The sequence below is a fragment of the Sphingomonas sp. LR60 genome (assembly GCF_036855935.1).
Lineage (GTDB): Bacteria > Pseudomonadota > Alphaproteobacteria > Sphingomonadales > Sphingomonadaceae > Sphingomonas.
In genome coordinates this window covers 3,428,455-3,454,811 of sequence record NZ_JASPFK010000001.1, presented here as the reverse complement: position 1 = coordinate 3,454,811, position 26,357 = coordinate 3,428,455, and the positions used below count along the sequence as shown (strand labels likewise).

26 protein-coding genes are annotated in these 26,357 nt (G+C 67.8%); 20 read left to right on the top strand and 6 right to left on the bottom strand.

Annotated elements, in window-relative coordinates:
* Positions 1-114 precede the first annotated feature (114 nt).
* Complete coding sequence (locus QP166_RS16415) at positions 115-1,482, top strand: DEAD/DEAH box helicase (protein ID WP_333916880.1); 1,368 nt, start codon at positions 115-117, stop codon at positions 1,480-1,482.
* Positions 1,483-2,047: 565 nt separating this feature from the next.
* Here the strand turns inward: QP166_RS16415 and ruvA are convergent.
* The 3 genes from ruvA to lnt form a co-directional block, all read right to left on the bottom strand.
* Complete coding sequence (gene ruvA / locus QP166_RS16410; RefSeq protein ID WP_333916879.1) at positions 2,048-2,644, bottom strand: Holliday junction branch migration protein RuvA; 597 nt, start codon at positions 2,642-2,644, stop codon at positions 2,048-2,050.
* Positions 2,645-2,802: 158 nt separating this feature from the next.
* The gene (metK, locus tag QP166_RS16405) at positions 2,803-4,020 is read right to left on the bottom strand and encodes a methionine adenosyltransferase (RefSeq protein WP_333916878.1); all 1,218 of its coding nucleotides are present in this window, start codon (positions 4,018-4,020) and stop codon (positions 2,803-2,805) included.
* Between the two features lie 42 nt (positions 4,021-4,062).
* Positions 4,063-5,682 carry an apolipoprotein N-acyltransferase gene (gene lnt, locus QP166_RS16400; RefSeq protein WP_333916877.1) on the bottom strand — a complete coding sequence of 540 codons (1,620 nt, stop codon included), beginning with the start codon at positions 5,680-5,682 and terminating at the stop codon, positions 4,063-4,065.
* Positions 5,683-5,766: 84 nt separating this feature from the next.
* Between lnt and QP166_RS16395 the strand changes: the two genes are divergently transcribed.
* Positions 5,767-6,069 (top strand): polyhydroxyalkanoic acid system family protein, encoded by a 303-nt coding sequence (locus QP166_RS16395; protein WP_333916876.1) that lies wholly within the window; start codon positions 5,767-5,769, stop codon positions 6,067-6,069.
* Positions 6,070-6,222: 153 nt separating this feature from the next.
* Here QP166_RS16395 and QP166_RS16390 read toward each other — a convergent pair whose 3' ends face one another.
* Entirely contained in the window at positions 6,223-9,135 is a 2,913-nt protein-coding gene (locus tag QP166_RS16390; RefSeq protein ID WP_333916875.1) for a M16 family metallopeptidase, read from the bottom strand.
* Between the two features lie 145 nt (positions 9,136-9,280).
* Here QP166_RS16390 and QP166_RS16385 point away from each other — a divergent pair, with 145 nt between their 5' ends.
* The 16 genes from QP166_RS16385 to QP166_RS16310 all read left to right on the top strand — a co-directional run bounded on the left by QP166_RS16385 (position 9,281) and on the right by QP166_RS16310 (position 20,718).
* Positions 9,281-10,081 carry an aspartyl/asparaginyl beta-hydroxylase domain-containing protein gene (locus tag QP166_RS16385; protein WP_333916874.1) on the top strand — a complete coding sequence of 267 codons (801 nt, stop codon included), beginning with the start codon at positions 9,281-9,283 and terminating at the stop codon, positions 10,079-10,081.
* Between the two features lie 213 nt (positions 10,082-10,294).
* Positions 10,295-10,867 (top strand): NifU family protein, encoded by a 573-nt coding sequence (locus tag QP166_RS16380; RefSeq protein ID WP_333916873.1) that lies wholly within the window; start codon positions 10,295-10,297, stop codon positions 10,865-10,867.
* A gap of 36 nt (positions 10,868-10,903) precedes the next feature.
* The gene (locus QP166_RS16375) at positions 10,904-11,497 is read left to right on the top strand and encodes a malonic semialdehyde reductase (RefSeq protein ID WP_333916872.1); all 594 of its coding nucleotides are present in this window, start codon (positions 10,904-10,906) and stop codon (positions 11,495-11,497) included.
* Positions 11,497-12,126 carry a tRNA (adenosine(37)-N6)-threonylcarbamoyltransferase complex dimerization subunit type 1 TsaB gene (gene tsaB / locus QP166_RS16370; protein ID WP_333916871.1) on the top strand — a complete coding sequence of 210 codons (630 nt, stop codon included), beginning with the start codon at positions 11,497-11,499 and terminating at the stop codon, positions 12,124-12,126. Before QP166_RS16375 ends, tsaB begins: the two co-directional genes overlap by 1 nt.
* Positions 12,123-12,608 (top strand): ribosomal protein S18-alanine N-acetyltransferase, encoded by a 486-nt coding sequence (rimI, locus tag QP166_RS16365; protein WP_333916870.1) that lies wholly within the window; start codon positions 12,123-12,125, stop codon positions 12,606-12,608. The genes tsaB and rimI overlap by 4 nt, the downstream gene beginning before the upstream one ends.
* A gap of 59 nt (positions 12,609-12,667) precedes the next feature.
* The gene (locus QP166_RS16360) at positions 12,668-13,087 is read left to right on the top strand and encodes a Fur family transcriptional regulator (protein ID WP_159759941.1); all 420 of its coding nucleotides are present in this window, start codon (positions 12,668-12,670) and stop codon (positions 13,085-13,087) included.
* Between the two features lies 1 nt (position 13,088).
* Positions 13,089-13,802, top strand: coding sequence for a lysophospholipid acyltransferase family protein (locus QP166_RS16355; protein ID WP_333916869.1), 714 nt, complete (start codon positions 13,089-13,091; stop codon positions 13,800-13,802).
* The gene (locus QP166_RS16350; protein ID WP_333916868.1) at positions 13,799-14,227 is read left to right on the top strand and encodes a c-type cytochrome; all 429 of its coding nucleotides are present in this window, start codon (positions 13,799-13,801) and stop codon (positions 14,225-14,227) included. Before QP166_RS16355 ends, QP166_RS16350 begins: the two co-directional genes overlap by 4 nt.
* A gap of 45 nt (positions 14,228-14,272) precedes the next feature.
* Positions 14,273-15,622 (top strand): tRNA (N6-isopentenyl adenosine(37)-C2)-methylthiotransferase MiaB, encoded by a 1,350-nt coding sequence (gene miaB, locus QP166_RS16345; RefSeq protein WP_333916867.1) that lies wholly within the window; start codon positions 14,273-14,275, stop codon positions 15,620-15,622.
* 249 nt (positions 15,623-15,871) lie between these two features.
* On the top strand, positions 15,872-16,870 hold the full coding sequence (locus QP166_RS16340) for a PhoH family protein (RefSeq protein WP_333916866.1): 999 nt from the start codon (positions 15,872-15,874) through the stop codon (positions 16,868-16,870).
* Positions 16,871-16,918: 48 nt separating this feature from the next.
* The gene (locus QP166_RS16335) at positions 16,919-17,173 is read left to right on the top strand and encodes a type II toxin-antitoxin system VapB family antitoxin (RefSeq protein WP_333916865.1); all 255 of its coding nucleotides are present in this window, start codon (positions 16,919-16,921) and stop codon (positions 17,171-17,173) included.
* The gene (locus tag QP166_RS16330) at positions 17,170-17,568 is read left to right on the top strand and encodes a type II toxin-antitoxin system VapC family toxin (RefSeq protein WP_333916864.1); all 399 of its coding nucleotides are present in this window, start codon (positions 17,170-17,172) and stop codon (positions 17,566-17,568) included. The genes QP166_RS16335 and QP166_RS16330 overlap by 4 nt, the downstream gene beginning before the upstream one ends.
* Before the next feature lies 1 nt (position 17,569).
* The gene (ybeY, locus tag QP166_RS16325; RefSeq protein ID WP_333916863.1) at positions 17,570-18,079 is read left to right on the top strand and encodes an rRNA maturation RNase YbeY; all 510 of its coding nucleotides are present in this window, start codon (positions 17,570-17,572) and stop codon (positions 18,077-18,079) included.
* Between the two features lie 11 nt (positions 18,080-18,090).
* Positions 18,091-19,005: a hemolysin family protein gene (locus QP166_RS16320; protein ID WP_333916862.1), complete on the top strand. Its 915-nt coding sequence runs from the start codon at positions 18,091-18,093 to the stop codon at positions 19,003-19,005.
* Between the two features lie 89 nt (positions 19,006-19,094).
* Positions 19,095-20,423, top strand: a complete 1,329-nt coding sequence (locus tag QP166_RS16315) for a PQQ-dependent sugar dehydrogenase (protein WP_333916861.1) — start codon at positions 19,095-19,097, stop codon at positions 20,421-20,423.
* The gene (locus tag QP166_RS16310) at positions 20,383-20,718 is read left to right on the top strand and encodes a GIY-YIG nuclease family protein (protein WP_333916860.1); all 336 of its coding nucleotides are present in this window, start codon (positions 20,383-20,385) and stop codon (positions 20,716-20,718) included. Before QP166_RS16315 ends, QP166_RS16310 begins: the two co-directional genes overlap by 41 nt.
* Positions 20,719-20,875: 157 nt before the next feature.
* Here QP166_RS16310 and QP166_RS16305 read toward each other — a convergent pair whose 3' ends face one another.
* Positions 20,876-22,660 (bottom strand): AMP-dependent synthetase/ligase, encoded by a 1,785-nt coding sequence (locus QP166_RS16305; RefSeq protein ID WP_333917367.1) that lies wholly within the window; start codon positions 22,658-22,660, stop codon positions 20,876-20,878.
* A 140-nt stretch (positions 22,661-22,800) separates the two neighbouring features.
* Here QP166_RS16305 and QP166_RS16300 point away from each other — a divergent pair, with 140 nt between their 5' ends.
* Entirely contained in the window at positions 22,801-24,522 is a 1,722-nt protein-coding gene (locus QP166_RS16300) for a gamma-glutamyltransferase family protein (RefSeq protein ID WP_333916859.1), read from the top strand.
* 85 nt (positions 24,523-24,607) lie between these two features.
* On the opposite strand, the gene QP166_RS16295 is transcribed toward QP166_RS16300, so the two are convergent.
* The gene (locus QP166_RS16295) at positions 24,608-25,633 is read right to left on the bottom strand and encodes a quinone-dependent dihydroorotate dehydrogenase (RefSeq protein ID WP_333916858.1); all 1,026 of its coding nucleotides are present in this window, start codon (positions 25,631-25,633) and stop codon (positions 24,608-24,610) included.
* Positions 25,634-25,910: 277 nt separating this feature from the next.
* On the opposite strand from QP166_RS16295, the gene QP166_RS16290 reads away from it, so the two are divergent.
* Entirely contained in the window at positions 25,911-26,357 is a 447-nt protein-coding gene (locus QP166_RS16290; RefSeq protein ID WP_333916857.1) for an SUF system Fe-S cluster assembly regulator, read from the top strand.

Here is a 26,357-nt window from a genome sequence, read left to right as displayed (position 1 = left end):
GCTCCGCCTCGGTCGTTTTCACGGGCTTCCCAAGTCACGCGGGGTGTCAAACTTCCCCGCCACTCGTGTGCCTTTTGGGCTTGCGGGTAGCGCCTGTATTAGGACTGCAATTCCATGTCTTTCGCCATTCTCGGCCTTGCCGAGCCGCTCGTCCGTGCGCTCGAAGCCAAGGGCTATATCGAACCCACCCCGATCCAGCGCGATTCGATCCCGCAGCTGCTCGAAGGCCGCGATCTGCTCGGCATCGCGCAGACCGGCACCGGCAAGACCGCTGCATTCGTGCTGCCGTCGATCCAGCGGCTCAGCGAGGGCAAGAAGGTACTGCCGACGCATTGCCGGATGCTCGTGCTCGCCCCGACCCGCGAATTGGCCAGCCAGATCGCCGATTCGGCGCGCGCTTACGGTCAGTTCTCCAAGATGTCGGTCGCGACCGTCTTCGGCGGCACCAGCATCAACAAGAACCGCAACGATGTCGCGCGCGGCGTCGACATCCTCGTCGCCACGCCGGGCCGGCTGATCGATTGCGTCGAGCAGGGCTATATCAATCTGTCGATGATCGAGATCCTCGTCCTCGACGAAGCCGACCAGATGCTCGACCTCGGCTTCATCCACGCGCTCAAGAAGATCGTGCGGATGGTCCCGCGCAAGCGTCAGACGTTGTTCTTCTCGGCGACGATGCCGGCGGCGATCCGCGACCTGGCGTCGCAGTTCCTGAACGATCCGGCGACGGTGTCGATCAAGCCCGCGTCGACCACTGCCGAGCGCGTCGACCAGTCGGTGATCTTCTGCAATCAGGGCGAGAAGCAGGCGTTGCTGACGATCCTGCTGCGAGACACGGCCGTGGACCGCGCGCTGGTGTTCACCCGCACCAAGCACGGTGCCGACCGCGTCGTGAAGCTGCTCGCCGGCAACGGCGTCGCCGCGAACGCGATCCACGGCAACAAGAGCCAGCCGCAGCGCGAGCGGGCGCTGGCGCTGTTCAAGTCGGGCGAGGTGCCGATCCTCGTCGCGACCGACATCGCCGCGCGCGGGATCGACGTTTCGGGCGTCAGCCACGTCTTCAACTTCGAGTTGCCGAACGTCGCCGAGCAATATGTCCACCGCATCGGCCGTACCGCGCGCGCCGGACGGAGCGGCGAGGCGATCGCTTTCTGTGCGGACGATGAGCGTCCGTACCTGAAGGACATCGAGAAGGTGACGCGGCAGAAGATCCCGGTCAGCGAACTGCCGGAGGATTTCCTCAAGCAGGCCGAGCAGTTGAAGGCGCAGCGCGTCAAGACGATCGGTGCCGATCCCGCCCCGCGCGAGGATCGCCCGCGTGGCCAGCGCGGTCCGGCACGTCCCAAGGCCAGCCACGCCCCGCGCGCCACGCCGGGTTCGGCACAGGGTGGCCGCAATTATGCGAATGCCAGCGCCGGTGGCGGCGGTGCCCGCCGCAGCCGCGGCGGACGTGGCCGCGGCGGCGCATCGGCGAGCGCCTGACCTAAGTCGTCCCGGGCTCGACCCGGGACCCGCTTCTTCGCGGCCGTGGCTTGTGTCGTGCCCGGTCACCCTAACCGTCATTCCCGCGTAGGCGGGAATCCAGAACCTCTGACGTAGCGGCCTCTACGAAGATCCGCGCGTCTGGATCCCCGCCTTCGCGGGGATGACGATCATGGTGAAGCGCCGCTACTTCGCCGCCTGGCAAACGTGCGTCGACAAGTTCAGCACGACCAGACAGCGAACCGGGACGGCGCCTCCAACCACCGTCATTCCCGCGCAGGCGGGAATCCAGAACCTCTGACGTAGCGGCCTTCACGAAGACCTGTGCGTCTGGATCCCCGCCTCCGCGGGGATGACGATCATGGTGAAACGCCGCTACTTCGCCGCCTGGCGAACGTGCGTCGACAAGCTCAGCACGACCGGACAGCGAAACCGGGTCGACGCCTCCAACCATCGTCATTCCCGCGCAGGCGGGAATCCAGAACCTCTGACGTAGCGGCCTTTACGAGGACCTACGCATCTGGATCCCCGCCTTCGCGGGGATGACGATCATGGTGAAACGCCGCTACTTCGCCGCCTTGCGCAACGCCAGGCGCACCAGCGCGTCGAGCGACGCGCCTTCTCCCAGCTCCTCTTCCGCCGCCGCGACCGCGCCCGCCGCCTCTGCCGGTCGGAACCCGAGGTTGAGCAACGCCGACACCGCGTCCGACGACGCCCCGACCGGCACCACCTGCGCCGCAGCGGATGGCCCCAGCGCCACGCCGCCGACCTTGTCCTTCAACTCGCGCACGATCCGTTCGGCCAGCTTGGGTCCGACGCCATTCGCACGCGCGACCGTCGCCTTGTCCTGCGCCATCACCGCGCGGCTGATATCGGCGGGCTCCAGCGCCGACAGGATCGCCAGCGCCACGCGCGCGCCAACGCCCTGCACGCCGGTCAGCAACCGGAACCAGTCGCGCTCGGCCGCGCTCGCGAAGCCGACCAGCCGGATGAAGTCCTCGGCAACCAGCATTTCGGTGAACAGGGTCGCGGCCTCGCCGACTGGTCCGATCGCCGCCAGCGTTCGCGCCGACGCGCCGACCAGATAGCCGACCCCGTGAACGTCGATCACCGCATGGTCGATGCCGGTCGAGGTCAGGATGCCCTTGAGATGCGCGATCATGGGCAGGGGCGGTAGAACAAAGCGGGGGCCGCGTCACGCCGCCTCTCGTCATTGCGAGCGCAGTGAAGCAATCCAGAGCCGGACCATTACGTCCTGAATTGCTTCGCTACGCTCGCAATGACGACGAAGGGGGCCCCGATGGAGCACCCCTCGCGAAATCAGGCGACGGCGTTCTTCAGGGCGTCGACCAGGTCGGTCTTTTCCCAGGTGAACAGATCACCCTCGGCGTCGCGGCCGAAATGCCCATAGGCGGCGGTCTTCGAATAGATCGGCTTGTTGAGCGACAGATGCTCGCGAATGCCCTTCGGCGTCAGGCGCACGAGCTGCGGCAGCGCGGCCTCCAGCTTGGCTTCCTCGACGGTCCCGGTGCCGTGCAGGTCGACATAGACCGACAGCGGCTCGGCGATGCCGATCGCATAGGAAAGCTGGATCGTGCAGCGCTTGGCGAGGCCCGCCGCGACGACGTTCTTCGCCAGATAACGCGCGACATAGGCCGCCGAACGGTCGACCTTGGTCGGGTCCTTGCCGCTGAACGCGCCGCCGCCGTGCGGGGCTGCGCCGCCGTAAGTGTCGACGATGATCTTGCGCCCGGTCACCCCGGCGTCGCCGTCCGGCCCGCCGATCTCGAACTGGCCAGTCGGGTTGATGTAGATCTTGGTGGCGTCGTCGATGAAGCCGTCGGGCAGCACGTTCTTGAACACGCCCATCACGTAATCGTGCAGGACCTTGTACTTGGCGGCGTCGGCATTGTCGCCCTTCTCGCAATAGCCGGGCGTATGCTGCGTCGAGACGACCAGCGCGGTCGCCTTGACCGGGACGCCGTTCTCATATTGCAACGTCACCTGGCTCTTGGCGTCCGGCTCGAGGAACGGTGCCGCGCCCGAATGGCGATCGGCGGCCATCTGCTCGAGGATCTTGTGGCTGTAATACAGCGTCGCGGGCATCAGGCCCGGGGTCTCGTCGGTCGCATAACCGAACATGATGCCCTGGTCGCCCGCGCCCTCGTCCTTGTTGCCGCTCTCGTCGACGCCCATCGCGATATGCGCCGACTGGCCGTGCAGCTCGTTGAGGAAGCGGAACTCGTTCCAGTGGAACCCCGACTGCTCATAGCCGATGCGCTTCACGGTCGCGCGGACGGTCGCCTCGATCTCTTCCTCGATGCCCGGCGCCCATTGGTCGTTCTCGTACACGCCCTTGCCGCGGATTTCGCCCGCCAGCACCACCAGCTGCGTGGTGGTCAGCGTCTCGCACGCCACGCGCGCCTCGGGGTCCTTGGACAGGAACAAGTCGACGATCGAATCCGAAATCTGATCCGCGACCTTGTCGGGGTGGCCTTCGGACACCGACTCGGACGTGAAGATGAACGACTGACGCATGGAGGCTCCGGGAGATAACGATATAAAGATAGCTTTATGTCGTTACCGCGATCGGCGTCGCAACGCAAATGCGACGAGCGTTAGTACCGCGCCGACCAGCAACGCCGCCCAATTGCCGAGCCGCGAGAACAAGGTGGGGGCATGGGCCGGCGGGATCGGCACGACGATCGCGCCGCTGACGTCACGCGGGACGGTCGCGAGCACTGCGCCATCGGCGGCGATCACCGCGGAGATGCCGGTCGGCGTGTCGCGAATGACGGGCAGCCCTTCTTCGATCGCGCGCAGCCGGGCCTGGGCGAGGAACTGCGGCGAGCCCCAATTGCCGAACCACGCGTCGTTCGATGGATTGAAGATCAGCCGCGGGCGCTGGGCCGGATCGGTGACCTCGCCCGAGAAGATGATCTCGTAGCAAAGCTGCATCCCGATCGCGCCGAACCCCGGCACCGCCATCGTCCGCGGCCCCGGGCCCGGCGCGAAGTCCATGTCGCCCGGCACCAGCCGCGACAGCCCCAGCGGCCTGAGCAGCCACGGCATCGGCAGATACTCGCCATAGGGCACCAGATGCGCCTTGTCGTAGCGTCCGCGAATCCGCCCGCGCGCATCGAGCGCGAACACCGAATTGCTCGCGGTCGTCACCTCGCCCTTGCTGTCGAATTGCAGCGCGGTGCCGCCGGTCAGCAGCATGTCGCGCGCGCCCAGCACCGACGCCATCCGCTCCCGCGTCAACCACGGGCTGGTATTTCCGTACACCCAATAGGGATAATCATCCTCGATGAAGTCGCGGATCACCCCTTCGGGCCACATCACCAGCCGCGGCGCGGCGCCCGGCGTGCCCGACAGCCGCAACAGCCGCGCCAGCATCATCGCCTGGTCGCTCTCGCCGCGCTGATCCTGCGGGACGTTGGGCTGCACGACGACGAGTTTCGGCGCATCCGCTGGGAACGATGCCGCTCCCGATCGGTAACTCACCAGCACGGCGAGTGTTATTATCGCGAAGGCGACGATCCCGACGGCGATTTGTTTGCGCCCCGCCGGCAATAACAACAAGCCGCCGGCCGCGACGACGGTGAGCCCGGACAGCGCATATGTCCCCACCAATGTCGCCAGCCACGCTACCGGCTGCACCGGCACCCATATCGCCGCCAGCGGGTCCCAGGCATAACCGGTGAACAGCCAGCTCCGCATCCATTCGGTCAGGATCCAGCACGCGCCGAACAGCAGCACGAACCCGGCATCGACCCATGGTGCGCGTCCGCGCCATGCCAGCCCCGCACAAAGCGCTGGAAATACCGCGAGGTACAGCGCGAGCGCGAACGGTGCGGCATAGCCCAGCCAGTGCGGCATCTGGTCCTGGAAGGTGAAGGCGTGCTGGAACCAATTGTCGTTGATCGTGAAATGCCCGACCCCGAACGCCCAGCCGCGCCACAGCGCCTGGCCGCGCGTCGGTGCGGCATGGACCAGCGCGATCCAGCCGGCGAAGGCGGCGATCGCCAGCCACCAATATTCCAGCGGCGCGAACCCGCACGCCGCGGCGACGCCCAGCAACGATGCGGCCAGCGCCGGATAACGCCGCGGAAACGCTTCGATCGAGGAACAATAGGACAGGGCAGCGCATCCTTTGCCGCGGGGAACAGCCGTCTCCTGCGACGCTCCGCGCCTCATCGCAAGCCATCCACGCGAGGTAGGGCGTGACGATGACGGTTGCGAGGCGTATCAGTGAAGCATGACACGTCATGGATGGAACGCATGAGCACTCCGATCGAAGTGGACCTGCCGCACCAGCTCGGCGTCGCCGGCGCGCGGTCGCGGATCGACGGCGGCTTCGACAAGCTCGCCGGCTATCTACCCGGCGGGCGCGTCACCGAGCATCGCTGGGACGCCAACACGCTGCACTTCACCGTCGAGGGCATGGGACAGCGCGTCGCGGTGCGGCTCGACGTCACCGACCGCAACGTCCACGCGCTGTTCGAACTGCCCGGGCTGCTCGGGATGTTCGGCGAACAATTGCGGGCGAAGTTGCAGAAGGACGGGCCGAAACTGCTGGCCTGAACGTGGCCGAGCCAACCGTCGCCCCTGCGCCGGCAGGGGCCCATATCTGTGTCGTGCCACGCAACATCTGACACATAAGCGATGCTCGGTGTGTCGAGCAGACCGACGCAAGAAACAGCGATACCCCTGCCTGCGCAGGGGCGACGGCGGTGTTTACTTCGCTGCCGCAGCCCCCTTCGGCACCACCGCCATCGTCCAATCCTTCTCCGGCTTCAGATACTTCGCCGCCGTCGCCTGCAACAGCGCCGGGGTGATCGTCGTGAAGTCGCTCACCAAGCTCTGGCTCGCTTCGATCCGCTTGGGATCGAACGTCCCGCCGCTGGTCTGGAGCATCCAGAACTGGTTCCCCGACGAGGCGCGCGCCATATATTGGAGCATCGGCACGATCGTGCGGCGCAGTTCGTCCTCGCTGACCGGTGTCGCGACCAGTTCGCTCGCGATCTGGCGCGACAGCTCGAAGAACAACGGCACCTTGTCGGGCGCGACCTTGCCGATCGCGAGCAGTCGTCCGCCGCCGAGTTGCCCGACTGGCCACTGGCTCTGCGCGCTCGGCGAATAACTCGCCCCTGCCACCGAGCGCAGCCGGTCGAACAGGCGGTCGTTGAAGACGGCCGCCAGCACGTCGAGCCGCCGCTGTTCGGCATGATCCGCCGATCCGCCGCCGGTCGGCCATGCGATCACCGCCGCCGCCTGATTGTCGTCGCCGTCGTGGGTGCGCAGCACCGGCTGCGCGACATGCGCGGGGAAGCGCACCGTTGGCGAACGTGCGTCGTCCGCTCGCCGGGCCTTCAACGCGCCGAAGCTCTTCGCCACCGCTGCGATCGCTTCGTCACCCTTCACGTCGCCGAAGATGTCGACCTCGATCGGCCCGGTCCCCAGCAGCGGCTGCCACAGTTTCTTGAACGATGCGGCGTCGAGCTTCTCGATCTGCTCGAGCGTCGGCGTGCCCCAGCGCGGATCGCCATCGCGCAGAAGTCCCTCCAGATCCCGCGCCAGCACACCGTCGGGGGACGACGACAGCCCGGCATAGCCCGCCAGCATCGCCGCGCGCGCGCGCGCCACCGGCGCCTTGTCCCAGCGTGGCGCGGCCAGCTTCGCCGCCATCAACGTGAGATTGTCGGCATAATCGCCCGGCGTCGTCTGCGCGCCGAACAGGAACGCATCGTCGCTGATGTCGAAATCCAGCCCCATCCGGCGACCGGTGGTGAGCTGGTCGAGATCGCTCTGGTCGAGCGTGCCGATGCCGCTGGCGATCAGCGCACTGTCACCCGCCCATGCCGGTGTCGGCCGATCGGACGGCAGCGCCTGATATCCGCGCCCGAATCGCACGCGCAGATAGACGCGCCCCGTCTCGGAGGCATTGGGATAGATCAGCGCGCGCACGCCATTGGCGAACGTCACCTGCTCCATCGGCGGATCCCCGACCCGCGCCTGCGCGACCGACTTGCCCGGCTGCCCAAGCTTCGGGACGCGCGAGAAGTCGACCGCCGCCTGCTGCGTGCGCTTGCCGGCCAGCTTCGAGACGTCGGCCTTCATCGCCGCCGCCAGCTTCGCCGCTGCGCCCGCATCGGGTGTGCGGGTGTTGACCAGGGCGCGGTTCGCGTCGCCCTTGAACAGCCGGTTGGTCGATTCGACGATCGCGGCCGGGGTGAACATGCCCTTCGTGCGCGCCTGCTTCAGGATGTCGTAGCTGGTCTGCGGCCCCGCGACCGTCTCGCGGATATCCAGCGCGCTGACCATGTCGTCCGCCTGCTTCGCCCCCGCCTCGACCCGCGCGGTGTCGACGTCGTTCTTCATCGCGGCGTCGAACTCGGCCAGCTCGCGGTCGATCTCACCCTGCGTCGGCGGAGTCGCCATCGCATCGGCGATCACGGCGCGGACGTCCTTCAGCGCGGCTTCCCAGTCGGTGCCGATCGGGATGACGTTGGTGAAGGTGCCGTTGGCGGAGCGCGATACGTCGTCGAGGTTGACTGACGCCTGCAGGAAGCTGCCCCCGGCGCGTGCACGCGTCTCCAGTCGACGGTTGATGAGCCGCATCGCAAGCTGGTCGACCATCCGCTTCTGGTTGAAGATGATCGTGTCGCTCTGATATTTCCATGGGCGCAGCACCGCGGTGGCGACGATCGGCGGCAGCGACGGCTCGGCGATGGTCTTGGCGACCGGCTCGCCGGTTTGCGGCGTGCCGAAATCGGGATCGGCGGGGTTGGCGCCCTTGCCCTGCCAGCCGCCGAAATTCTTGACCACCAGCTTGGCGGCGACATCGGGGTCGATATCGCCCGAGATGATGACCACCGCCCGCGACGGGCGATACCATTTGTCATGGAACGCCTGCACGCTGGCCGGGTTCGCCGCCTCCAGCGTCTTGATCGTCCCGATCGGCGAGCGGCTGGCGAGCGGCTGCCCGGCGAAGAACGTCTGGCGCAGCGTGTCGCCGTACCGGACCTGCGGCCCCGGCGCTTCGCGCTGTTCGGCGAGCACCGCCGGGCGCTCGGCGGCGAGCCCGGCGTCGCTGATCGCGGGCGCGGCCATCATGCCCGAGAAGATCTTGAGGCTCTCGTCGAGCTTGACGTCGGTCGCGCCGGGCAAATCGAGCTTGTAGACGGTCTGCGTCGGAGTGGTCGAAGCGTTGGAGTCGCTGCCGAACGTCGCGCCGAACCGCTGCCACACGCGCTTGGCTTCGCCGTCCGGAACGTATTTCGAGCCACGGAACGACAGATGCTCGATCAGATGCGCGAAGCCCTGTTCGGCGTCGGTCTCATACAACGACCCCGCGTCGATGCGGACGCGCACCGCGACCTGCCCCGGCGGCACCGAGTTGCGCCGCACCGCATAGCGCAACCCGCTGGGTAGCGCGCCGAAGTGCCAGTTGGTGTCGGGCGGGATATCCGAATCGGCGAACAGCCACGGCCGGGTATCGACCGTGATCGGCGCGGTCGCCTGCGTGGGGACGGTGTCGGTGGCGACCGGCGCGCGCCGCGCACGCTGCTGCGCGGGGAGCGGCAGCGCGACGGAGACGAGCAGGAGGGCGACGAGCGGCTTCGCGAGCACGCGCGAATAAGGATGCATTCGCTGAGTGTAGGGACGGGCGGGGCGCGCGGCAACGCCCGCCCGCCTTTCCTTCGCCGTTGTGCGCCACGTTCTGGCCGCGATGCGGGTTTACTCGGCGCCTTCCCGTTCCCCGAAGGCGGGTAAATGACTGAACGAAAAGTAGATGATGAGGTCGGGTCTGAGAATTGCCGCATCGGGATCGCTGGTCGCGCTATCATCGTCGGTGCTGGTCGCCGACTGCGGCCGGCCGTGGCCGGTGCGAGTCGGAAAGCGGCTGCGCGGCACCTTTGACCGGCTGATCGCGGGATCGTCGCTGGTCGCCAATTCGCCGGTGCTCGACGTGCGCGATTTCGCCTGGACCGCGCTGCTCCGCGATCGCTGGCACGACGTGCTTGCCGAGGCGCGCGCGGTCGCGCTGGTCGGCAACGCCGCCCCGAGCCTCGCCACCATCTCGCCCGATCATCGCGCGATTGCCGAGGTCGGCAAGTGGCGGTCCTATTTCCTGTGGGGTTACGGTTATCGGATCGACGACAATCTGACTCGTTGCCCGCGCACCCGCGACGTGCTGGCGCGCGTGCCGGGACTTGCCACCGCCTTCTTTTCGATTCTCGCGCCGGGCACGCACATTCCGCCGCATCGCGGCGTGACGAAGGGGCTCATCACCTGCCACCTCGCACTGATCGTCCCGCGCGATGGCGACGTGCGGATGCGCGTCGGCGACCGGATCGTCCGCTGGTCGGAAGGCGAGACGTTGGTGTTCGACGACACCTATGACCATGAGGTCTGGAACGATACCGAGGGCACGCGCGTGGTGCTGCTGATCCAGTTCGAGCGTCCGCTGCGGCGTCCCGGCAAATGGGCCGCGGACCTGTTTCTCGGCGCGGTCCGACGCTCCGCCTTCGTCCAGGAAGCGCGCGCGAACATCGCCAAATGGAACGCGGCGCTGGGGCAGCTGGACGGCTGAGGCCGATCTGCGCCAGACCACAATCGTCATCCCCGCGAAGGCGGGGATCCAGACGTCCTGACCTTTCGGCCCTTGCGATGACCTGCGCGTCTTGATTTCCGCCTCCGCCGGAATGACGAGTGGGAGGAGGGCGCCCTCCACCTATCCCGCCCGAAACGATCGCTTTCGTCCTGCGCGCTTGATCCCGCGCGCCGCACGCGCCACATCGCCGCCATGCTGATCGAAACCGAAGCCACGCCCAACCCGGCGACGCTCAAGTTCCTGCCCGGCCGCTCCGTGATGGATGCCGGCACGCGCGACTTCGCCACCCCCGAAGAGGCGGAGGCGAGCCCGCTCGCCGACGCGTTGTTCGGGCTCGGCGACGTGACCGGCGTGTTCTTCGGGCGGGACTTCGTGTCGGTGACCGCCGCGCCCGCTGTCGACTGGCGCGACCTGAAGCCGGATGTGCTCGCGATCCTGATGGATCATTTCACCGCGCAGATGCCGCTGTTTCGCACCGGCGGCGCTGGGTTCAGCGTGCCGGCCGAGGAAGAGACCTTCGCCGACAACCCCGAGGATGCCGACATCGTCGCGCAGATCAAGGAGCTGATCGAGACGCGCGTCCGCCCGGCGGTCGCCAACGATGGCGGCGACATCGTCTATCGCGGCTTTGACAAGGGCAAGGTGTTCCTGCGGATGCAGGGCGCCTGTGCCGGCTGCCCGTCGTCCAGCGCGACCCTCAAGAACGGCATCGAGCAGTTGCTGCGTCATTACGTCCCCGAGGTGACCGAGGTCCGCGCGGTCTGATCGCGCGCTGTCCTTTTCCGACAATTGGAGTTTCCGATGGCCACCCCGCTCGACGATCAGGCGCTCGACCAGCTGTTCCGCTCTGCGCGCACCTTCAACCACTACCGTGACGAACCCGTCAGCGAGGAGACGCTCCGCGCGCTCTGGGACCTGGTGAAGATGGGGCCGACCTCGGCTAACCAGCTCCCCGCGCGGCTGGTGTGGTGCGTTTCGGACGAGGCCAAGGAGAAGCTTGCCGCCGCCTGTTCGGACACCAACCGCGACAAGGTGCGCAACGCGCCGGTCAGCGTCGTGCTCGGCATGGACGTCGAGTTCCACGAGCATCTGCCCGAGCTGTTCCCGCACGCCGACGCCAAGAGCTGGTTCGACGGCAATCGCGAGCTGCGCGAGGCGTCGGCGTTCCGCAATTCGTCGTTGCAGGGCGGCTATCTGATCCTCGCCGCCCGCGCACTCGGTCTGGACATCGGACCGATGTCGGGCTTCGATGCCGGCGCGGTCGACAAGGCGTTCTTCGCCGACACCCCCGCGGTTCGCACCAACTTCATCGCCACGCTCGGCTATGGCGATCCCGCGACGCTCCACCCGCGCAGCCCGCGTCCCGCCTTCGAGACGTTCAACCGCTTCGCCTGATGCGCACCTTGGTGATCGACACCGCGACCGCCGCTTGCTCGGTCGCGCTGTTCGAAGACGAGCAATTGATCGCGCACACCCATGACGTCGTGGGGCGCGGCCATGCCGAGCGGTTGGTGCCGATGATCGCGGCGTTGCCCGACGGCGGACGCGCCGACCGGGTGCTGGTCGATGTCGGGCCGGGCAGCTTCACCGGCATCCGCGTCGGGATCGCCGCCGCGCGCGCGCTGGCGTTCGGCTGGGGAGCGGAGGTCGCCGGCTATGGTGCGCCGTCACTGGTCGCGGTCGCCGCGCTCGCCGCCGATCCGCGCCCGCTTGCGGTGGTGATGGAAGGCGGGCACGGTGAGGTCTTCATGCAGGGCTTCACCGCTCCCTTCACCGCGCTCGACGCGCCGCGCTCGCTGACCCCGGCGGCGGCGCTGGCCGCGCTGGACGGCCGTCGCGCGATCGGCAGCGGTACGCGCTGGCTCGCCGCGCTCGACCCCGACGTACCGCTCGACGACACCTTGCCCGACGCGCGCCACGCATTGTCGCTCCCGCCCGCGGCGCGCGCGTTGCCGCCGGTGCCGTTCTACGGCCGCGCACCCGACGCCAAGCTGCCGGCCGCCGCGGCCGCGCCAATCGCATGAGCACGCGGGTGCGGCTGATCGAGCTGGCACCCGGCGGCGCGGCGGATGCCGAGGCGGTCGATCGCATCATGCTCGCTGCCTTCGATCCCCGCTATGGGGAGGCGTGGACGCGCAGCCAATGCATCGGCATCCTCGCGATGCCCGGCGTCTGGCTGACTTTGGCGCGTGTCGACGATGCGGTGGTCGGCTTCGCGTTGGTCCGCGCGATCATGGACGAGGCCGAGTTGCTGCTGATCGCGGTCGATCCGCCCGCGCGCCGCAGCGGCGTCGGGGCGGCATTGCTGCGCGGCGTGATCGCCGAATGCGAGGGGCGCGGGGTGGCGAAGCTGCATCTGGAGGTGCGCGCCAACAACCCGGCGATCACGCTCTACGCCGCGCACGGTTTTCGCCACGCCGGGGTGCGCCGCAACTATTATCGCGGCCGTGACGGACAGGCATTCGACGCGCACACCTATGCGCGTGACCTTGAAATTCACCGATAATCGGTTTTTGCGAGTCGGTAGCGCTTTTCGCAACAAGCGCGATCCATTACATGGCAGCCATGGCTCGCAAGATCGATCTCGAAGCGCTGTGTCACGAAAAGGGCCTGCGTATCACCGAACAGCGCCGCGTCATCGCGCGCGTCCTGTCGGAGGCGGAGGACCACCCCGACGTGGAAAAGGTCTATGCGCGCGCGTCCGCGATCGATCCCGGTATCTCGATCGCCACCGTTTATCGCACCGTGCGGCTGTTCGAGGAAGCGGGCATCCTCGATCGTCATGATTTCGGCGATGGCCGTGCGCGCTACGAACCCTCGCCCGAGGCGCATCACGACCATCTGATCGATGTCGAGACCGGCAAGGTGATCGAATTCGTCGATCCGGAGCTTGAACTCCTGCAAAAGGCCATTGCCGAGCGGCTTGGCTTCAGGCTCGTCGATCACCGCATGGAATTGTACGGCGTCGCGCTCCGCAGGGACTAAGGTGCGGCTCAACGCGCGAGGCTGGGGGCGGTTGGCCGCGCTGGCGGCGGCACTGCTCGTCGCATTGCTACTTCACGGCATTTGGCGGTTGTTCCGGTTGCGCTCGCCGTGGCCGCGGCGCTTCCTCGGCTTGGTCGCGCGGATCGTCGGAGCGCGGGTGCTTGTCGTTGGTACGCCGTTGCGCCGCGACGCGGTATTGCTCGCCAATCATGTGACATGGATCGACATCCTCGCCATGGCCGGCGCGAGCGGAGCGGCGTTCGTCGCCAAGGCGGAATTGCGCGATGCGCCGCTCGTCGGCTGGCTGTGCACGCTCAACAACACGTTGTTCGTCCGCCGTGGTGACCGGATGGGCATCGACGCGCAGGTCGCGGCGCTCCGGGAGCAACTCGCCGGCCCGCAGCCGATCGCGATCTTTCCCGAAGGGACGACCGGCGGCGGCGTGACGCTGGGACAGTTCAAGGCCGGGCTGCTCGCCGCGCTCGCGCCGCCACCTCCCGGTGTGCGCGTCCAGCCGGTTCGCATCGATTACGGCGCGGCGACCCCTGACGTGGCCTGGATCGGTGCGGAGGACGGCGCGGATCATGCCCGGCGCGTCCTGAATCGTCGCGGCACCTTCGTGGCGACGCTGCACTTCCTGACCCCCTTCATACCCGAAGGCGATCGCAAGGCGATTGCCGCCGCCGCTCGCGCACAGATCGAAGCCGCGGCATGAACCCGCGCCTCGCGGCCGTCGCAGCACTCGCGCTCGCCGCCTGTTCGCGCGACGACAGCGCAGAGCGGCGCGCACGGCTGGGGCCTAACCCGTCCTTGGCGCAAATGATGCAGGTCGCCGATGCGCAGGCCGGCGCACGCCGCTTCGGCCAATGCGCCGCCTGCCATTCGATCGCGGCGGGCGGAGCGGATCGTAACGGCCCCAACCTGCACGGGGTTTACGGCGCGCCGATCGCGCAGAACCGTCCACGCTTCGGCTATACCGACGCCTTGCAGGCGCAGCGCGGCGTCTGGGACGACCGGCGGCTCGACGCATGGCTCGCCGATCCGCGTGGCGACGTGCCGGGCACGACGATGTCCTTCGCCGGCATCCACGATCCGCTCGCACGTGCCGACCTGATCGCCTATCTCAAGACACAGCGATGAGCCGCGCGCTGGCCAGCCTGACGCGTTTCGGCTAAAGCGCGCGCCATGTCCGTGCCTGCCAAGACTCCGCCCCCGAAGACGCCGCCGAAGACCTTCCACGTCAAGTCGTTCGGCTGCCAGATGAACGTCTATGACGGGGAGCGGATGGCCGAATTGATGGCGGCCGAGGGAATGGTCGCCACCGACGACGCCCATGCCGCGGACCTCGTCGTGCTCAACACCTGCCACATCCGCGAGAAGGCGACCGAGAAGGTCTATTCGGACATCGGCCGCGTCCGCAAGGTCGCGGGTGCCGAGGGCCGCTCGCCGATGATCGCGGTCGCGGGCTGTGTCGCGCAGGCCGAGGGCGAGGAGATCGTCCGCCGCGCCAAGGTCGATGTCGTCGTCGGGCCACAAGCCTATCACAATCTGCCCAAGCTGGTCGCCGATGCGGTCAGCGGCACCGCAGCGCTCGACACCGACATGCCGCTCGCCTCCAAATTCGCGGCGCTCCCGGCGCGGCGGAAGGTCGCGCCCGGCGCGTTCCTGACCGTGCAGGAGGGCTGCGACAAATTCTGCACCTATTGCGTCGTCCCCTATACGCGCGGCGCGGAGATCAGCCGGCCGTTCGCGGCGATCGTCGACGAGGCCAAGGCGCTGGTCGATGCCGGCGCGCGCGAGATCACGTTGCTCGGGCAGAACGTCAACGCCTGGACCGATGGCGAAGGGCGGGGACTCCACGACCTGATCCGCGCGCTCGATCGTCTTCCGGGGCTGGCGCGGATCCGCTACACGACGAGCCATCCCAACGACATGGCGCAGGGGCTGATCGACGCGCATTGCGATGTCGAGACGCTGATGCCGTTCCTTCATCTTCCGGTGCAGGCAGGCAGCGACCGCGTGCTGCGCGCGATGAACCGCCAGCACACCCGCGACGGCTACCTGCGCCTGCTCGACCGCATTCGCGCCGCGCGTCCCGATATCGCGCTGTCGGGCGATTTCATCGTCGGCTTCCCCGGCGAAACCGAGGCCGAATTCGCCGAGACGCTTAGCCTCGTCGATGCGGTCGGCTATGCGCAGGCGTACAGCTTCAAATATTCGCCACGCCCCGGCACCCCGGCGGCGACGCTCGGCGAGCAAGTCGCCGCGGAGGTGATGGACGAACGCCTCCAGCGCCTGCAGGCTGCGCTCAACCGCGATCAGGCGGCGTTCAATGCTGCCTCTGTCGGTCGCGACTGTAGCGTGCTGATCGAACGCCGCGGCAAGCGCGAGGGGCAATGGCTCGGCAAGTCGCCGTGGCTGCAATCGGTGCATGTCGTCGGCCCGCATGCGATCGGCGACGTGCTCGACGTGACGCTGACGCAGGCCGGACCCTTGTCGCTGACCGGCGAAGTGCGGACGCTGGCGGCGGCGTAGGTCGCTTTCATTCTTCACGCGTTCGTATCGAGATAGGGGAGGGCGGAGGCGACCTCTCGACACGGGATGGCGGCTGCGCTCGATCCCTGCTCGAGGCGAGCGGCGGAGCGGTGGGCATGTCGATTTCACCTTCCCCACGGGCACGACGCCTGCCACATTCACCCGCGATGCCATTGTGCCGTCACGCGTTGCTCTTATCTCGCCCCTTGCGGCGATCTGCCGCGTGTCGCCCATCGCCACAGGAGCCGCATGAGCCGTAAACCCGTCCCCGCCCAGGCGGGCGAGCGTTCGCGCGTCGAGGTCGTCTTCGATCGCCCGCAGTTGCTGAGCCGACTCTTCGGCCAGTACGACCAGCATCTGGTGGCGCTGGAGAACCGGCTGGGGGTCTATATCACCGCGCGCGGCAATCGCGTCGGGCTGGAGGGGACCGCGGAACAGGTGGCCTTGGCGCGCGACGTGCTCCACGATCTGTATGCACGGATCCAGCGCGGTGAGGAGGTCGACACCGGCCTGGTCGATGCGTCGATCGCGATGGCGGCCGAGCCGGTGCTCGACGGGATCATCTCCGCGGAGCGCAGCCCGGCACCCTCGGTGATGATCCGCACGCGCAAGAAGACGATCGTCCCGCGCACGCCCGCGCAGGCGCATTACATGCGCGAACTGACCACCCACGACATGATCTTCGCGCTCGGCCCGGCGGGCACCGGCAAGACCTATATCGCGGTCGCGCAGGCGGTGGCGCAGTTGATCGCGGGCAGCGTGCAGCGGCTGATCCTGTCGCGTCCCGCGGTCGAGGCGGGCGAGCGGCTCGGCTTCCTGCCTGGCGATATGAAGGAGAAGGTCGATCCCTATCTTCGCCCGCTTTACGATGCGCTCTACGACTGCCTGCCTGCCGAGCAGGTCGAGCGGCGCATCGCGAGCGGAGAGATCGAGATCGCGCCGATCGCCTTCATGCGCGGCCGGACGCTGGGCGACGCCTTCGTGATCCTCGACGAGGCGCAGAACACCACGCCGGCGCAGATGAAGATGTTCCTGACGCGCTTCGGGCAGAACAGCCGGATGGTGATCTGCGGCGATCCCAACCAGACCGACCTTCCCGGCGGCGTCGGTGCCAGCGGCCTCGCCGATGCGACGACCCGGCTCGAGGGGGTGGATGGGATCTCGCTCTGCCGGTTCACCGCCGCCGACGTGGTGCGCCATCCGATCGTCGGCCGGATCGTCGAGGCGTATGAGGGGGTGTCCGGTTGACGCGTAGGGATATCCTTCTTAGCTTGGCGGGATATACCGGAGGCTGGCATGGCGTCGCTTTACATCAAGGATGAAGAGACAAACCGGCTCGCCGAGCGGCTGGCGTCGGTACGGGGGCTAACGAAAACCGCGGCAGTCAAGTTGGCCTTGACCCACGAACTCGAGCGTAAGGCTCCCTGCAGTCGACGTCCGGCCGTGACGGTGCTGGAAGAGTTCTGGCGTACGCACAAGCTTGGCGAACCGACCGGCCTGGAAGCGGACAAGGCCTTTTACGACAGCCTCAACGACGAAGACGACGATTGACCATCTTGGTCGATGCGTCGGCGCTCGTCGCCATGGCGGTGAAGGAAGATGACGCCCGGGCGCTGGCCGCGCGACTGGATGAGCATGACGATCGCCTCTACTGCGCGACGGGCGAATGGGAGGCTGTCCTTGCGATTGCGCGCAAGCGCACTTTGTCACTTGATGAAGCGCGCGGTGAACTCGGCATCTTGATCGACAGGCTTGATTTGCATCCTGTCGTGACCGGGGAGCGCGAGGCCAAGATCGCGATCGATGCGGCCGCGCGCTACGGCAAAGGCACCGGACACCCCGCACAACTCAACATGGGCGATTGCTTCGCCTATGCCTGCGCCAGAACCAATGGCGCGCGCTTGCTCTACAAGGGCAACGACTTCTCCCACACGGACCTCGGCTAACATGATCCACATCGAACTCACCCGCGAAGAGCCGTGGCCCGATACCGACTGGGACGCGCGCGCGCTCGCCGCCGCGCGTGCCGCGATCGCGCGGACGCCGTACGGCGATCTCATCACCACCCCCGCGCATGTCGAGATCAGCGTCCGCCTCACCACCAATGAAGAGGTGCAGGAGCTGAACCGCCAGTATCGGCAGAAGGACAAGCCCACCAACGTCCTGTCCTTCCCGATGGTCCAGCCCGACCTGATCGACACCGTCAGCCAGAACAGCGACGATGGCGAGGTGCTGCTCGGCGACATCGTCCTCGCCCACGGCGTCTGCGAGCGCGAGGCGGCGGAGCGGAACATCGCCACGGCCGATCATTTCACGCATCTGGTGGTGCATGGCTGCCTGCATCTGCTAGGCTATGATCATATGACCGACGACGAGGGCGACGCGATGGAGCAGATCGAGCGCGACGCTTTGGCCGATCTGGGCATTGCCGACCCCTATCTGATACGCGAGGATTGAACCCAACGGCCATGGCCGACGACCGAAGTAGCGCCGCGAACGGCGGCGAGCACCATGAAGGCGGCCTGTGGACCGGGCTGCGCAACATGATCTTCGGCGAGCCGCGCGAGGCGACCTTGCGCGAATTGCTGGAGAAGGCGATCGACCGGTACGAGGAAGATCCCGCCCCCGAGATCAAGGGCGATCTGACCCAGCTGGAGCGGCAGATGGTCCGCAACCTGCTGCACTTCAGCGAGCGCGACGCCGGCGATGTCGGCGTGCCGCGCGCCGACGTGATCGCGGTCGAGGAAGCGACAACCTTCGACCATCTCGTCCACGTGTTCCACGAAGCCGGGGTCAGCCGTCTGCCGGTCTATCGTGGCAATCTCGACCAAGTCGTCGGGATGGTCCATTTGAAGGACGTATTCGCGATCCTCGCGGCGGGCGGCGAGCGGCCCACCGATATCCAGGCGCTGATCCGCCAGCCGCTCTACGTGCCGATGAGCCGCGGTACGCTCGATCTGCTCGCCGACATGCGCCAGTCGCGCATCCACCTCGCGATCGTGCTCGACGAATATTCGGGCACCGAAGGCCTTGTGACGATCGAGGATCTCATCGAGGAGATCGTTGGCGAGATCGAGGACGAGCATGACGACGCGCCCGAGGTGCTGCTGGTCCCGCTCGACGGCGGCGCATGGGATGTCGATGCGCGCGTCGAGCTGGAGGATGTCGGCACCACCGTCGACGCGCGGCTGGCCGAGGCTGAGAGCGACGTGGATACGATCGGCGGACTCACCGCGGTGCTCGCCGGGCATGTCCCGGAGGCCGGCACCTGCATCGACCATCCCAGCGGCTGGCGGATCGAGGTGACCGACGCCGACGAACGCCGCATCAACCGCCTGCGCCTCCATCCGCCGGTGCCGGTGCCGGAGGGGGTCGAGGACTGACCGCCATCGCCCCGGACCAAGTCCGGGATGACAAAGCTTGAGGCACGAACCCGGTAGCGTCTCCCCTCCCGCGCGCCTACATTCATGCGATGCGCAAACACGTTCTCGCCGTCATCGGCCTGCTGATCGCCCTCGGCGTCGCGATCTTCCTCTATCTGTCGTGGCCCGATACCGCGCGCCGCGACGTGGCGGCAGTGACCGGCGCCCGCCCCGATATCACGCCCCCGCGCGAACAGGTGCTGCCGACCGTCAAGACCGCCGACCCGATCGGCTGGAAGGCCGGCGAGGCACCGACCGCCGCGGCCGGGCTGAAGACCGCGGCGTTCGCGACCGGGTTCGATCATCCGCGCTGGCTCTATCGCCTGCCCAATGGTGACGTGCTGGTCGCCGAGACCAATTCGCCGCCGCGCTCGGGCGGAGGGATCAAGGGCTGGGTGATGCGCCACCTGCTCGGCAAGGTCGGTGCAGGCGTGCCCTCCGCCAACCGCATCACCTTGCTTCGCGACACAAACGGCGATGGCGTTGCGGAAGTGAAGACGCCGTTCCTGACCGGGCTCAACTCGCCCTCCGGCATGGCGCTGCTGAACGGCCAACTCTACATCGCCAATACGGATGCGCTGGTTCGCGTGCCGTACCGCGACGGCGAGACGAAGATCACCGGCCGTCCCGAGGCGGTGGTCAGCTATCCCGGCGGTGGCAATCATTGGTCGCGCAACGTGATCGTCGCCGAGGACGGCAAGACGCTCTACGTCTCGGTCGGCTCGGCCACCAATATCGCCGACGACGGGCTCGACGCCGAGCACGATCGCGCTGCGATCCTTCAGGTCTATCCCGACACCAAGAAGTATCGTGTCTTCGCCTCGGGCATCCGCAACGCCAACGGCATGGCGCTGGTCCCCGGCACCAACCGGCTGTGGACCGTCGTCAACGAGCGCGACATGCTCGGCTCCGACCTCGTCCCGGATTATCTGACCGCGATCGAGCTGGGCGACCACTTCGGCTGGCCATGGTATTACTGGGGCGGCTATATTGACACCCGCGTCGCGCCCAAGAACCCGGAATTGCGGCAGTATGTGAAGCGACCCGATTATGCGCTGGGGCCGCACGTCGCCGCGCTCGGCCTGACCTTCGCCGCGGACGCGAAGCTCGGCGACAGCTTCGCGCGCGGTGCGTTCGTCGGCGAACACGGCTCGTGGAACCGCAAGCCGCTGTCGGGCTACAAGGTCGTGTTCGTGCCCTTCGACGCGACCGGCTGGCCGGTGAAGGGCGCCAAGCCCGTCGACGTGCTCACCGGCTTCCTCAACAAGGACGACGAGGCGCACGGCCGCCCGGTCGGCGTCATCACCGACAAGAGCGGCGCACTGCTGGTCGCCGACGATGTCGGCAACACGATCTGGCGGGTCAGCGCGGCGGGGTGAGTCTACAGGCGTGAGCTGGGTGTACATCATGACCGATGAGCCCAGCGGCACGCTCTACACCGGGGTGACCGGCCACCTCGCGGCACGCATCCAGCAGCACCGTGAGGGCCGGGGCTCGGACTTCTGTCGCGAGCACGGCCTGACGCGGCTGGTGTACGTCGAGCGGCACGACACGATGCTCGAAGCGATCACACGCGAGAAGGCGCTGAAGAAGTGGAAGCGCGCGTGGAAACTCAACCTGATCGGACGAATGAACCCCGATTGGGAAGAGCTTTGGGAAAAGATCAACATGTGACCTCCACCGTCGCCCCTGCGCAGGCAGGGGCCCATGTCTGTAGCGTTTCGCAGGACAGCGCGGACACACGACCGGCCGCTGTATCCGCACCCACCCGCACCCACTCGACAGACATAGGCCCCTGCCTGCGCAGGGGCGACGGCGCTAGGCTAATCCCTCACCCCGCGCCGTAGAGCAAATCCAACCGCTCGCCATAAACCTGCCGCAACACGTGCCGGCGGATCTTCAAACTCGGCGTCAACTGCTCGTTCTCGATCGAGAACGGCGCGTCCGCCAGGATCCACCGTCGCACCCGCTCGGTCACTGACAGCATCGCGTTGGTGCGATCCACCGCCGCCTGCATCGCAGACCGATACGCGGGATCCTCCGCCAGCACCGCGTCGCGCTTGCCGTGCGCCGCCGCCCATTCCACGCTCCATTCGGCGTCGGGGACCAGCACCGCCACCATATGCGGCTTGCGATCGCCTGCGATCATGGCCTGCCCGATCTCGGGCTGAAGCGTCAGTAACCCCTCCACCTTCTGCGGGGCGACATTCTCGCCCTTGTCGTTGATGATCAGGTCTTTCTTGCGATCGGTGATGCGGATGCGCCCGGCTGGATCGATCTCGCCGATGTCGCCGGTGTGCAGCCATCCGTCCTTGAGCACCCGCGCGGTTTCGGCCTCGTTCCGCCAATAGCCGTGCATCACCAGCTCGCCTCTGACGAGGATCTCGCCATCCTCGGCGATCTTCACCTCGGTGTCGGCGAGCGGCGGCCCGACCGAATCCATCGTCACCCCGGCGCTGGGGCGATTGCACGAGATCACTGGCGCCGCCTCGGTCTGTCCATAGCCCTGCAGGAAGGTGACGCCCAGCGACTGGAAGAACACCCCCACTTCCGGCGTGAGCGGCGCACCGCCCGAGATCATCGCCTTCATCCGCCCGCCGAACTTGCGCGCGATCTTGGGCTTGAAAAGCGCATCGACCAACAGCGCCTTGGGCCGGTCGCTCAGCCGCAGCCGCCCGGCATCGCGCTTCGCCCCGATGTCGAGCGCGGCGGCGAGCAATTTGGCGGGGACGCCGCCCTGCCGCTCGATCGCCTTGCTGATCCGCGTGCGCAGCACCTCGAACAGGCGCGGCACGACGAACATGATCGTCGGGCGCACTTCCTCGATATTGGCGGCGAGCTTGTCGATCCCCTCGGCATAATAGATCTGCCCGCCCATCCCGATCGGGAAATGCTGCCCGCCGGTATGTTCATAGGCGTGGCTGAGCGGCAGGAACGACAGGAACACCTCGTCGCCCCAGCCGAAATCCTCGGCGACCACCGCCGAGCAGCCCGCGACATTGTGCAGGATCGCGCCGTGATGCTGCATCACCCCGCGCGGCGCGCCCCCGGTGCCGCTGGTGTAGATGATGCACGCCAGATCGCCGCGCGCGAAATCGGCTTGTGCGGCGATGGTGTCCACCTCCACGGGATGGCGCTCGATCAGCGTCCGCCAGTCGTGGACGTCGATCGCGGTCTGCCCCAGCCGCATCGCGTCGATCCCGATCAGCATCTGCGGGCGGATCGAGCGCAGGATCGCGGGCATCAGCGCCTTGGCGAGCTTCGCGGTCGAGACGATCACCGCCTTCGCGCCCGAATTCTCGATGATGTGTGCGTGGTCGCGTTCGGTGTTGGTGGTGTAGGTCGGCACGGTCACGCAGCCCGCCGCCATGATCGCCAGATCGGACAGGCACCATTCCGGGCGGTTCTCGCTGACCAGCATGACGCGGTCGCCGCGCTCGAGCCCGACCGCGCGCAGCCCGGTCGCCAGACGTGCGACCGTCTCGGCGGCCTGACGCCAGCTCGTCGATACCCATCGGCCATCGCGCTTCTGCCACAGGAACGGCGCGTCGCCCTTCTCCGCGGCGCGGGTGAAGAACATCGTCACCAGATTGGGGAATGGTTCCAGCCGACGAATGATGGTGCCGCTCCTCTCCACGCTGGGCGTGCCGCCCTTTCCCTTGCGTCATGCCAAGGATTTCCCCGCCGCGCCAGCATGGACGCTGTCCCGGCTCGGGGCTATCGCATGGCGCGATGATCGATCCGAGAAACGCCATCGTGCGCCTCCGCTCCCTCCTGTCCGGCGCCGCCTTGCTGCTGGGGGCGTGTGCCGCCCCGCAGAGTGCCGTCGCCCCCCCGGTGGCGGTTTACGCACCGCGCAGCGCGCAGATTTTCGTCGTTTCGGCCAACCCGCTCGCCACCGATGCCGGGATGGCGGTGCTGCGGCGGGACGGGTCTGCGGCCGACGCGGCGGTGGCGGTGCAGGCGATGCTGTCGCTGGTCGAGCCGCAAAGCTCCGGTGTCGGCGGCGGTGCGTTCATGACCTATTATGACGCCGCCGCGCGGCAAGTTCGCATCTACGACGGGCGTGAAACCGCGCCGGCAGGCGCGACGCCCGACATGTTCCTCGATGACGGCGGCCAGCCGTTGCCGTTCGCGCAGGCGGTGCTCAGCGGGCGCGCGACCGGCGTGCCCGGCGCGGTGAAGATGCTGGCGATGGTGCAGGCCGAACACGGCCGGCTGCCGTGGAACAGCCTGTTCGGCGACGCGCGGCGCACCGCGAAGGACGGCTTCATCGTTTCGCCGCGGCTGGCGCGCTTCCTTGGCGGCAACTATGCCGAGTTGAGCGCGCCCGACGTGCGCGCGTACTTCGCGCGGCCGGGCGGCGGACTGCTGCGTGCGGGCGACCGGCTCCGCAACCCCGCCTATGCGGCCTTCCTGACCCGGCTGGCCGACCAAGGCCCGGACGCGCTCTACACGGGGGAAACCGCGCGTCGCATCGTCGCGCGCACGACCGAAGGTCCACTCGCCGGCACGATGACGCTCGCCGACCTCGCCGGCTACCGCCCGGTCGTACGCGAGCCGGTCTGCGCACCGTATCGCGTGCTGCTGGTCTGCGCGCCGCCGCCGCCCGCCAGCGGGGTCGGGCTGCTCGAATTGCTCGGGTTGCTCGAACGGACCGACATCGCGGCGCGCGGACCCCAGGATCCGCAGGCCTGGCTCCTGTTCGCCGAGGCGAGCCGGCTGATGTACGCCGACCGCGACCGTTACGTCGGCGATCCCGCGTTCGTCGACGTGCCGGTCGCCGGGCTGCTCGCGCCCGATTATCTGGCGCAGCGTGCGCGACTGATCGGCACCCGCGCCGGCCCCGCGCCCGCGCCGGGCAACCCCGCCGGCGCGCCGGCCGCCGCTGCCGACCGCACGCTGGAGCCGACCGGCACCTCGCACTTCATCGTCGGCGATGCGCGCGGCAATGTCGTGTCGATCACCACCACGGTCGAGTCGATCTTCGGGTCGGGACGGATGGTCGACGGCTTCTTCCTCAACAACCAGATGACCGATTTCTCGTTCAGCCCGCGCGATGCTGCCGGTCATCCGGCGGCCAATGCGGTGGCGGCGGGCAAACGTCCGCGCTCGTCGATGACCCCGCTGGTGATGCTCGACAGCGGGCGCAGCTTCGTCGGCGCGCTCGGCTCGGCCGGGGGCAATGCGATCCTCGCTTATGTCGGGAAGGCGGCGGTCGCGGCGATCGACTGGAAGCTGCCGATGCAAGAGGCGCTGGCGCTGCCCAACCTGATCGCCAAGGGCGACAATTATCAGGGCGAGGCGACGCGCTTCTCTCCGGCGGTGCGCGACGGTCTTGCCGCGCGCGGGATCGTCGTCCGGCCGGGGCAGGGCGAGGATTCGGGGCTGCACGGCATCATCCTGCGCGATGGCCGCCTCGACGGTGGCTACGACCTGCGCCGCGAAGGCAAGGTTGCGATCGAGCCGGCGCCGTAGCCGTCATTGCGAGCGTAGCGACGCACTTTAGGGCGTCCTGATCCCACTCTGGATGCGTCGCTACGCTCGCAATGACGCGAGGCTCCTACGCTCCCACCGCCTCCGCCACGGTCGCGAACCCATCCCGCGCCAGACACGCCGCCAGGTCACGCACTACCTGCCGCGGCAGCCCCGCTCCTTCATACACCAGCGCCGAATACAGCTGCACCAGGCTCGCCCCCGCCCGAATTCGCGCATAAGCCTCAGCCCCACTGTCGATTCCACCCGCTGCGACCAGCGCGATCTGCCCGCCGGTCGCGGCACGCACCTCCGCCAGCTTCGCCGCCGCCAGCGACCGCAACGGCGCGCCCGACAGCCCGCCCGTCTCGCCCGCATGGACACTCCGCAACGCCGGGCGCGAGATCGTCGTATTGCCGATCACCAGCGCATCGACTCCGCGCGCGATCGCTGCCTTCGCGACGCCATCGATCCCGCCTGCGTCGAGATCGGGCGCGATCTTGAGGAACAGCGGCGTCGTCCCCCGCTCCGCGACGCACGCTGCCAGCAAGTCGTCGAGCGCTGCGCCCTGCTGCAAGTCGCGCAGCCCCGGCGTATTGGGGGAACTGATGTTGATCGTCACATAATCGGCCACCGCCGCGGCCGCGCGCACGCCAGCGACATAGTCGGCGACCCGGTCGGTCGCGTCCTTGTTCGCGCCGACGTTGATCCCCAACACCCCGCCGCGCCGATTCGCCGCTTTCGCGCGCGCGACGCCGTCCGCGAGCCCGCCGTTGTTGAACCCCATCCGGTTGATGACCGCGCGATCCTCGGCCAGTCTGAACAGCCGCGGCCTGGGATTGCCGGCCTGCGCGCGCGGGGTAAGCGTGCCGACCTCGACCGAACCGAAGCCCAGCGCCATCAACCCGGTGATCGCGCGCGCGTCCTTGTCGAGTCCCGCTGCCAGCCCAACCGGGTTGGGGAAGCGCACCCCCGCCACCACCGTCTCCAGCCGCGGCATCGTACCCGCGAGCGGCGCACCGCTCCGTCCCCAGCCCCCGAGCGCGCGAATCGCCCAGACATGCGCTGTTTCGGGATCGAGCGTATGCGCGAGGCGGGAGAGCAGATCGGCCATGCCCCGTCGTTTCGCCTCCAAGCGTCGCGAGATCAAGCGGGGCGCAATTGTAAGTTTTGCCAGATGCCGCGTCGCATCCATCCAATCTTTGCGGCCGAACCAGCGGCATAAGATGTGTGCGACCCGAAGGGCTTCCTCAGGGAAGTCTCTTTCCTGAAGGGCCCGGCAGCAATGCCGGGCCCTTTTTTGATTTGCGCATCGCGGTTGATTTCGGCGCTACAAACGACCATCTGCCAATCGGAACAATTCGATCCGATTTGAGAGTGGTTCGCAACTGATGCGCCTTTCCAGCCTGACCGACTATGCCGTGGTGCTGCTCGGCGCCGCCGCGCGGCATTGCGGCGGGATGGCGCGGCAGAATGCGACGTCGCTCGCCGAGGAAACCGGCGTGCCGCTGCCGACCGCGCAAAAGCTGGTCAGCAAGCTCGCCGCGGCCGGGCTGATCGACAGCGCGCGTGGCACCGGCGGCGGTTTCCGCCTGTCGCGTCCGCCCGCGTCGATCACGCTCGCCGACATCGTCGAGGCGGTCGAGGGACCGATCGCGATGGCCTCGTGCGTCGACGCGGCGAGCCACGATTGCGCGATCGAAGGAAATTGCCGGGTGAAGCCGCATTGGAGTGCGGTCAACCAGGCGGTGCGCGGGGCGCTGGCGGGGATCACCATCGCGCAACTCGCCGCAGACGTGCCCGCCGTGGCGCAGCAGCAGATGAAGGTTGAGGCATAA